The sequence below is a fragment of the Halogeometricum sp. CBA1124 genome, assembly GCF_009741955.1.
Classification (GTDB): domain Archaea; phylum Halobacteriota; class Halobacteria; order Halobacteriales; family Haloferacaceae; genus Halogeometricum; species Halogeometricum rufum.
In genome coordinates this window covers 1-7967 of the sequence record NZ_WPCD01000172.1, presented here as the reverse complement: position 1 = coordinate 7967, position 7967 = coordinate 1, and the positions used below count along the sequence as shown (strand labels likewise).

Annotated in this window: 5 protein-coding genes and 3 pseudogenes; 5 read left to right on the top strand and 3 right to left on the bottom strand. The window is 69.1% G+C overall.

Features of this window, described 5'->3' with window-relative positions; genetic code table 11:
• Nucleotides 1–443 (top strand): annotated as a pseudogene (locus GJ632_RS16785) (ribose 1,5-bisphosphate isomerase); the annotation flags it as partial.
• 3 nt (nt 444–446) lie between these two features.
• Here the strand turns inward: GJ632_RS16785 and GJ632_RS16780 are convergent.
• A pseudogene (locus GJ632_RS16780) lies at nt 447–1522 on the bottom strand (2,3-butanediol dehydrogenase).
• Between the two features lie 128 nt (nt 1523–1650).
• On the opposite strand from GJ632_RS16780, the gene GJ632_RS16775 reads away from it, so the two are divergent.
• Entirely contained in the window at nt 1651–2271 is a 621-nt protein-coding gene (locus tag GJ632_RS16775; protein WP_231751626.1) for a hypothetical protein, read from the top strand.
• A 1-nt stretch (nt 2272) separates the two neighbouring features.
• On the opposite strand, the gene rbcL is transcribed toward GJ632_RS16775, so the two are convergent.
• Both rbcL and GJ632_RS16765 read right to left on the bottom strand, forming a co-directional pair.
• Nucleotides 2273–3535 carry a type III ribulose-bisphosphate carboxylase gene (gene rbcL / locus GJ632_RS16770; protein WP_191453551.1) on the bottom strand — a complete coding sequence of 421 codons (1263 nt, stop codon included), beginning with the start codon at nt 3533–3535 and terminating at the stop codon, nt 2273–2275.
• A 165-nt stretch (nt 3536–3700) separates the two neighbouring features.
• Nucleotides 3701–5668: pseudogene (locus GJ632_RS16765) on the bottom strand (ATP-dependent DNA helicase).
• Between the two features lie 134 nt (nt 5669–5802).
• Between GJ632_RS16765 and GJ632_RS16760 the strand changes: the two are divergent.
• The 3 genes from GJ632_RS16760 to GJ632_RS16755 form a co-directional block, all read left to right on the top strand.
• Nucleotides 5803–6045 carry a ferredoxin gene (locus tag GJ632_RS16760; RefSeq protein WP_089803799.1) on the top strand — a complete coding sequence of 81 codons (243 nt, stop codon included), beginning with the start codon at nt 5803–5805 and terminating at the stop codon, nt 6043–6045.
• Between the two features lie 106 nt (nt 6046–6151).
• Nucleotides 6152–6283 carry a hypothetical protein gene (locus tag GJ632_RS24850; RefSeq protein ID WP_255473592.1) on the top strand — a complete coding sequence of 44 codons (132 nt, stop codon included), beginning with the start codon at nt 6152–6154 and terminating at the stop codon, nt 6281–6283.
• An 87-nt stretch (nt 6284–6370) separates the two neighbouring features.
• Nucleotides 6371–7967: DEAD/DEAH box helicase (locus GJ632_RS16755; RefSeq protein WP_191453550.1), on the top strand; the 1597-nt coding region annotated here is incomplete at its 3' end.

Sequence of the window (7967 nt, the reverse complement as noted above, 5' to 3'; positions counted from 1 at the left end):
GACGAGATGGGCGTGGACGTGACGCTAATCGTCGACTCGGCGGCGCGCCGCTATCTGAACGACGTGAACCACGTCCTCGTCGGCGCGGACAGCATCGCCGCCGACGGGTCGGTGATAAACAAGATCGGCACCAGCGGACTGGCGGTCACGCCCGCGACCGGGGGACGCCCATCGTCTGCGCGGCCCAGACCATCAAGCTCCACCCCGACACGCTCACGGGCCACACGGTGGACATCGAGATGCGCGACGAGAGCGAGGTGATAGACGACGAGACGGCGGCGGACATCGGCGACCCGACGGTGTTGAACCCGGCGTTCGACGTGACGCCGCCGCGGTACGTGGACGCCATCGTCACCGAACGCGGGCAGTACCCGCCCGAGAGCATCGTCACGCTGATGCGCGAACTGTTCGGCGAGGCGACGGTGGAACCGTGGGTCGAGTGACCCTCAGTCGTTCGGCCTGACGAGAATCTTCACGTGGTCGCTCTCGGGGTCGACGAGTCGGTCGAACCCCTCCTCGACGAGCGATTCGAGCCCGATTCGACCGGTGACGAACGGTTCGGGGTCGAGCCGACCGTCCCCGAGCATCTCGATGACCATGCCGTACTCCTCGTCCGACCGGGGGCCGCCGAGGTACGCGAGCGTCCCGGTCAGCGTCCGCTCTCCGAGGACGAGGTTGTTCAGGTGCGTGCTCACCTCCTCCTCCCAGATGCTCACGACCGTCGTCCGGCCGCCCGGGACCGTGCTCTCGACGGCGTCGTTGAACGAGGCTTCGCGCCCGCGACTTCGAAGGCGACGTCGACGCCGCCGTCGGTGTGCGACCGGACGTACTCGACGGCGTCCGTCGCGGACGGGTCTATCAACTCGTCTGCGCCGCAGTCGGCGGCGCGTTCGCGTCTGGCGTCGCGCGGTTCGGAGACGAATATCGTCCCGGCGCCGGCCGCCCTCGCACACTGGATCACCGCCAGTCCGATGGGACCGCTCCCGAAGACGGCCACCGCGTCGCCGGCCTGCAGGCCGGACCGGCGGACCGCGTGGAGGGCGACGCTCAGCGGTTCGACCAGCGCGCCGTACTCGACGGGGACGTCGTCACCGAGGGGAACCGCCTGCTCCGCGTCGACGACGACGCTCTCGGCGAACCCGCCGTTGCCGCCGGAGAGGCCGAGGAACCCGATGGAATCGCAGATGTGGTAATTCCCGCTCCGACACTGACGACACTCCCCGCAGCACAGAATCGGGTTGATTGCGACGGCGTCTCCCTCCCGGAGCGTCGTCACGCCGTCGCCGACTTCGGAGACGAGGCCGCTGAACTCGTGTCCCATGCGAATCGGCGCCGTCTCGCCGGAGACGGGGTGCGGTTCGTCCGCGGGGACAAATATCGGCCCCGCCGTGTACTCGTGCAGGTCGGACCCGCAGATTCCGCAGGCGTCGACGTCGACGCGGACCTCGCCCGCACCGACCGTCCCGCGGTCGACGTCCTCGACGCGGATGTCTCTCCTGTCGTGATAGGTTGCTGCTCGCATCGTGTACATAGTGAACTCATCTCACGATAAATGGGTACTATCAGTAACTGACACCACTGTCCTCTCCCCTCGCCGCCGCCGGTGACGAACACAAGAGATTTAATCGACTGAGAGTTCGTTTCGGTGAGATGTCCTCGCTTCCGCACACCTCCTCGCGACTCGTCGTCGGCGTCGGGTCCCTCCTCCTCGCCGTCGTCGCGACGTACGTCGCCGTCTCGCGCCGGGGTTCCCCCGGCCGCGTCAGGTCGTGGCCGCGGACGCTCGTCGGGCGCCTCCGGCGCGACGTGCCGCGCGGCGACCGCGCGACGGCGGCGTGGTTCGGCGTCGCACTCTGGTCCGTCCTCGTCACCGGCCTCCACTTCGGCGGCCTCCACTACCGCGTCTACACGACGCTCCCGTGGTGGGACCTCCTGACGCACGCGATGGGCGGCGTCGGCGTCGCCGCCGTCCTCGCGATGACGCACCGCCGGACGCCGGCCGCCGACTCGTCGTGGTGGCTGATACCGGCCGTCCTCGCCATCGGCGCCTGGTTCGAGGTGTACGAGTTCGTGTTCAAGACGTTCTGGTACGACTGGACGCTCCGCTTCTACGCCGTCGACACGGCGATAGACCTCGTCATCAACACTTCCGGCGCCGTCGTCGTCGCCGCCGCCCTCGCGGGCTATCGTCGCCTCGCGGAGTCGACGAACGCGGACCGCGCCGACGAGGCGGCGGACGACGCGGCGGCGGGCCTCGACGCGGCGGAGTAGCCTACCGCGGCGTCTCCGTCCCCCACTCCTCGACGGCGGCCGCGAGTTCGGGGCTGTCTTCGGCCGCCGCTTCCAGCGACTTCCCGGCGGCGTAGCCGTCGACGGCCGCGCGGAGGGCCGCCGCGCCCGCCCGCGTGCCGTCCGGGTGCCCGTGGATGCCGCCGCCGGCCTGCACGCAGACGTTCGTCCCCGTCGCGTCCAACAGGTCGGGGACGAGGCCGGGGTGGAGTCCGCCGGAGGCGACGGGGAGCACGTCCGTCGTGCCGTACAGGTCCGAGCGGAGCCAGTCGTTTATGCCGACCGTGTCCTCGTTGGCGAGTTTGCCGAGTCCGGCGGTCCCCGTGTGGAGTTGGTCGACGCCGCAGAGGCGCGCTATCTGCGCGAGGACGCGCATCGAGACGCCGTGGTCGGGGAGGCGGTCGAACGCCGCGTGCATCGCGCGGTGGGCGTGGATGGCGATGCCGTGGTCCTCGCAGCGTTCGCGGACCGTCTGGACCGCGCCCCACCCGGTGGTTATCACGTCCACCATCACGTACTCACAGCCCTCCTCGGCCGCCAGGTCGACGCGTTCGAGCATCGTGTTCGTGTCGGCGGTGACGTTGATCAGGTAGGACTTCGTCTCGCCCGTCTCGTCCTCGGCGTCGTCGCGGAGCGACAGGCTCTCGACGAGGCGGTCGTGGTAGGGGTTGAACGACTGGTCGGTGAGGTTCTCGTCGTCCTTCAACAGGTCGACGCCGCCGACCCACGCCTCGTAGCCGACTTCGGCGTGTCGTTCCGTCGAGAGGCCGACCTTCGGCTTGGGGACGGTGGCGAGGATGGGCCGGTCGCCCTCGATGCCGAATATCTCCTCGCGGACCGAGGACCCGAACTGCGCCCCGGCGAACGCCTCGACGGTCGCCTCGGGCCACTCGCAGTCGAGGAGACGGATGGTGTCGACCGCTTTCATCCCCATGATGTTGCCCGCGATGCAGGAGAGGATCTGGGGCATGTTGCCGGGTTCGAACAGGCCCGCGGGGTAGGCCACGTCCACCTCGGCGTCGTCGTCGTCGCCGCGGATGGCGAACGCCGTCGCGCCCATGTCGGTGAAGCCCTCGCCCGTCGGGAGGGCGGCCCACGTCCCGTTGGAGGACTCCGAGGCGACCCGCGAGGCGGCCGCTTCGGCGTCCATCCCCTCGGCGGGAGCGATGCGGAACGTACACACGAGGTCCGACTCGTCCGGTTCGTACGACAGGTCGAGAAAGTCCTCGTAGGTGATTCCAGCCATGCCCACGACGTACGTCGCGGGGGGTAATAAAGTCGGGCGGGGAGACGGGTGGCCGTCGCCGCACGGGCGTCCGATTCGCGGTCGGATTCGCGTCCCGGCCGGGGTCGACTCACGGTCGATTCGGGTCCCGGCCGGATTCTGGTCTCGGCCGGGTTCGCGTCCCGGTCAGATTCGGTCGCGCACCTCGCGGAACACCGGCAGGTCCGCGTCCACGACGGCGGCGACGGCGTCCGCCGCGCCGAGCAACCACTCGACGCGTTCGAGGCGGGCCTCCAGGTCGCCCGGCCCGATGCGGTAGCGGTCGACGATGGTCTCGACGGACTCGCCGGCGGTCCAGTCCGCGAAGATGCGCGCGAGTTTGACCGCGCACAGCCACTCCTCGAAGTCGTCGGCGTCGTTCAGACCGGTCGTGAACTCCGCGGCGTGCGTGCTGGCGAAGCGGTACATCGCGGCGCGTTCGCGGTTGCCGAGGTACGTCCCCTGCATGTCCGGCGTGTCGCAGACGACTTCCAGCGCCGTCAGTTCGGTCACGTTCGCGGCGTCCATCGCCGCCGCCGTCTCCACGCCCGCGACCAGTCGCGCCCCCGTCTCGGGCGTGACGTACTGCCGCGAGACGACCCCGCCGAGTTCCGTCGCCGCCAGTCGGTCCGTGCCGTCGGCCCCGTCGCTCGCCCCGCCGCCGGCCGCGAGCATCTCCATCTCGGCGAGTTCCGCGACCACCGAGTCGACGAGACGGGCGCGGTCCACGTCGGGCGACTGGTGGGCGAAGAACGTCGCGTCCAGCAGGTCCACTACGCCCGCGCGGGAGTCGGCGAACCCCGAGCGACGACGGAGAGCACGTGCGTCCGCAGGGCGTCGCGCGCGGCGAGTTTCGACTCGACGGCCTCCGGCCCGGCGGTGACGTACCGGTCCCACAGTTCGTCGCGTCCGGGCCGCCGTCCGTTCCGCTCACGAGGACCGCCTCGCCGTACGGGTCGAGGTGGGGTCGGCCCGCCCGCCCGCACATCTGGTGGACTTCGAGGACGGGGAGCCACGCCATGCGCTCGCCGGTGTAGCGCTTCAGGTCGCGGACGACGACGCGACGCGCGGGGACGTTCACGCCGGCGGCCAGCGTCGGCGTCGCCGACACCGTCTTCACGAGTCTGTCGCGGAAGGCGTCCTCGACCAGACTGCGGTGGTCGGCGGCGAGTCCGGCGTGGTGGAACGCCGCGCCCTTCGCCACGCAGTTCGCGAGGGTGTCGCTCGTCTCGGTGTCGGAGACGTCGCGTATCTCCCCCGCGAGTTCGGCCAACTCCTCCTCCTCTTCGGGGGTGAGATACCGCGCGGTCACGTCCTTCAGTCGCTTCGCCGCCGCCTCGGCGTTCCGCCGGGAGTTGACGAAGACGAGCGAGGACCCCCCCTCGTCCAGTGCGTCGGCGACGAGGGCGTTCGTCTTCCGGTCGCCCTTTCCAACCGGCACCTCCCGCTGACTCCCGTCGTCGAACGAGACGGCGTTGCCGTAGTGGACGCCCATCTTCAGGTCGATGGGCCGCCAGTCGGACTCGACGAGGGTGGCGTCCAGCCACTCGGCCACCTCGTCGGCGTTGCCCACGGTGGCCGAGAGGGCGACCACCTGCAGGCCGGGGTTTATCTTCCGGAGTTTGCCGAGGGTGACTTCGAGGGTGGGCCCGCGGTGGCTGTCGTCGACGAGGTGGACTTCGTCGCGACGACGCAGGAGAGTTCGCTCACCCACGGCGCGTTGTTCCGGATGAGCGAGTCCACCTTCTCCGAGGTAGCGACGATGACGTCCTGCGAGGAGAGCCACTCGCCGCTGGACTCGTAGTTGCCGGTGGAGACGCCCACGTCGACGCCGAACTCCTCCCAGCGCTCGAACTCGGCCTTCTTCTCGGAGGCCAGCGCGCGGAGGGGGACGATGTAGAGCGCCTTCCCGCCGCGCTGGACGCTCGACAGCATCGCCATCTCCGCGACGAACGTCTTGCCGGATGCCGTCGGGATGGAGGCGAGGACGCTCTCGCCCTCCGTCACGCCCGCCTCCACCGCCTCGGCCTGCGGGGGGTACAGTTCCTCGATGCCCTCCGACTGCAACTGCTCGGGCACCCCCTCGGGCAGGCCGGGCACGTCCTCCGGTCTCATTGCGCCGGAGTAAGCCGTCACCCGGTTTAAATGGTCGGACCCCGCGGCGCGAGTCGCCGGTGGCGGCGCGTCGTCCGCGACGCTGACGCCCCCGCGTCGTCACCGCTTTGTACGCCCTCGCCGAAGCACCGCGCATGAAGATTCGCTACGACCGCGACACCTGCATCGGGATGTTCCAGTGCGTCGACGAGTGGGAGGCGTTCGAGAAGAACCTCGACGCGGGCAAGGCCGACCTGGTCGGCGCTGAGGAGGTCGAAGAGGACGTCTTCGAACTCGAAGTCCCGGAGGACGCGGAGTTCGACGCGAAGTTCGCCGCCCGCGTCTGTCCCGTCGACGCCATCGAACTGTACGACGACGACGGCGAACAGGTCGTCTGAGGGCCGCACCCGAGAGCGGGGGGCGTTCGTTGCGGTCGTTCCAGAATTGTGATACACAGGCACAATCGTTATATACGCACGCCGTGACCCTTTCTCCCGAGAGCCAATGACCCGAGAGACCCGCGACCACCACCTCGCCGAGTGGGCCGACCTCGTCGGCGAGTCCGTCCCGGACGCCGTCGACGAGAGGGACGAACCGCTGCGGTCCGTCTGGGACGACGACCCCGAACGCCGCTGAGACCACCCGAGACGCGGTGAGCCCACGGCGTTCACTTTCGCCACGGTTCGCCAACGCTTAACCGCCACCGCACCGAAGCGAGGGTCGATGGCGGCCGCCGACGACCCCTCGCACGTAGACCATCCGCTCTTGAGTCCGTCGTTCATCGAGCGACGGCTGTATCAGATTCGACTGGCGAGCGCCGCCCGCGACGCGCACACGCTGGTCTGTCTCCCCACGGGTCTCGGCAAGACCACGGTCAGCCTCCTCGTGACCGCCGAACGACTCCACGAGGTGGGCGGGAAGGCGCTCTTCCTCGCGCCGACGAAACCGCTGGTCCAGCAGCACGCCGACTTCTACCGCGAGGCCCTCCAGATTCCCGACGACGAGATCGTCGTCTTCACCGGCGACGTCCGCCCGGACGACAGGGCGGCCCTCTGGGACGACGCCCGCATCGTCATCGCGACGCCGCAGGTGGTGGAGAACGACCTCATCGGCAACCGGGTGTCGCTCCGCGACGTGACGCATCTCACGTTCGACGAGTGCCACCGCGGCACCGGCGACTACGCCTACGTCTACATCGCCGAGCGCTACCACGCCGACGCCGAGCACCCCCTCGTCACCGGGATGAGCGCCTCGCCCGGCGGCGACGAGGAGTCCATCCTCGAAGTGTGCGAGAACCTCGGTCTGGTCGAGGTGGAGGTGATGACCGAGGAGGACGCCGACGTCGACGAGTACACCTACGACACCGACGTGGAGTGGGAGCGCATCCAACTCCCCGACGAGATTCTCGGGATACGTGACGCGCTCAACGAGGTCATCACGGACCGACTGGAGAAGCTGAAGTCCCTCGGCGTGACGAACACGACGAGTCCGGACGTCTCGCAGAAGCAGTTGAACGGGATGCGCGCGGAGTTGCAGAAGCTGATGAACAACGACCAGTCGGAGGGTTACAAGGGGATGTCCACGCACGCGGAGGTGATGAAACTCCGCCGCGCCGTCGAACTGGTCGAGACGCAGTCCGTCGAGTCGGTCCGCCGGTACTTCGAGCGTCAGCGCAACGCCGCGCGTTCGTCGGGCGCGTCGAAGGCGAGTCAGCGACTCGTCGCGGAACCCAAAGTGAGAGAGGCGATGCGGAAGGCCGAGTCGTTCGACGGCCTGCACCCGAAGTTCTCTCGTACCAGAATCCTCCTCGCGCAGACGCTCGGCATCGAGGGCGGCCAGCGCGTCATAGTCTTCACCGAGTCGCGCGACACCGCCGAGGCCCTCACGGAGTTCCTCTCGGAGTCGTTCGACGTCCGGCGGTTCGTCGGGCAGGGCGACAGGGAGGGGTCGGACGGGATGACCCAGAAAGAGCAACAGGAGACGTTGGACGAGTTCCGCAACGGCGAGTTCGAGGTGCTCGTCTCCACCTCCGTCGCCGAGGAGGGTCTGGACGTGCCCGAGGTGGACCTCGTGCTCTTCTTCGAACCCGTCCCGACGGCGATTCGCTCCATCCAGCGGAAGGGCCGGACCGGCCGGCAGGCCGAGGGGCGCGTCGTCGTCTTGATGGCCGAGAACACGCGCGACGAGGCGTACTTCTGGATCTCTCGCCGCCGCGAGAAGGAGATGGAGTCGGAACTCCGTGACCTGAAGGGCGTCGCCGACGAGGTGGAGGAGGAACTCGACGACTCCCAGAAGGGGCTGGACGCGTTCGCCGGCGACG

Coding starts and splice junctions, on each gene's coding strand:
- GJ632_RS16775 (WP_231751626.1), top strand. CDS start 1,651: ATGTCCTCGCTTCCGCACACCTCCTCGCGACTCGTCGTCGGCGTCGGG.
- rbcL (WP_191453551.1), bottom strand. CDS start 3,535: ATGGCTGGAATCACCTACGAGGACTTTCTCGACCTGTCGTACGAACCG.
- GJ632_RS16760 (WP_089803799.1), top strand. CDS start 5,803: ATGAAGATTCGCTACGACCGCGACACCTGCATCGGGATGTTCCAGTGC.
- GJ632_RS24850 (WP_255473592.1), top strand. CDS start 6,152: ATGACCCGAGAGACCCGCGACCACCACCTCGCCGAGTGGGCCGACCTC.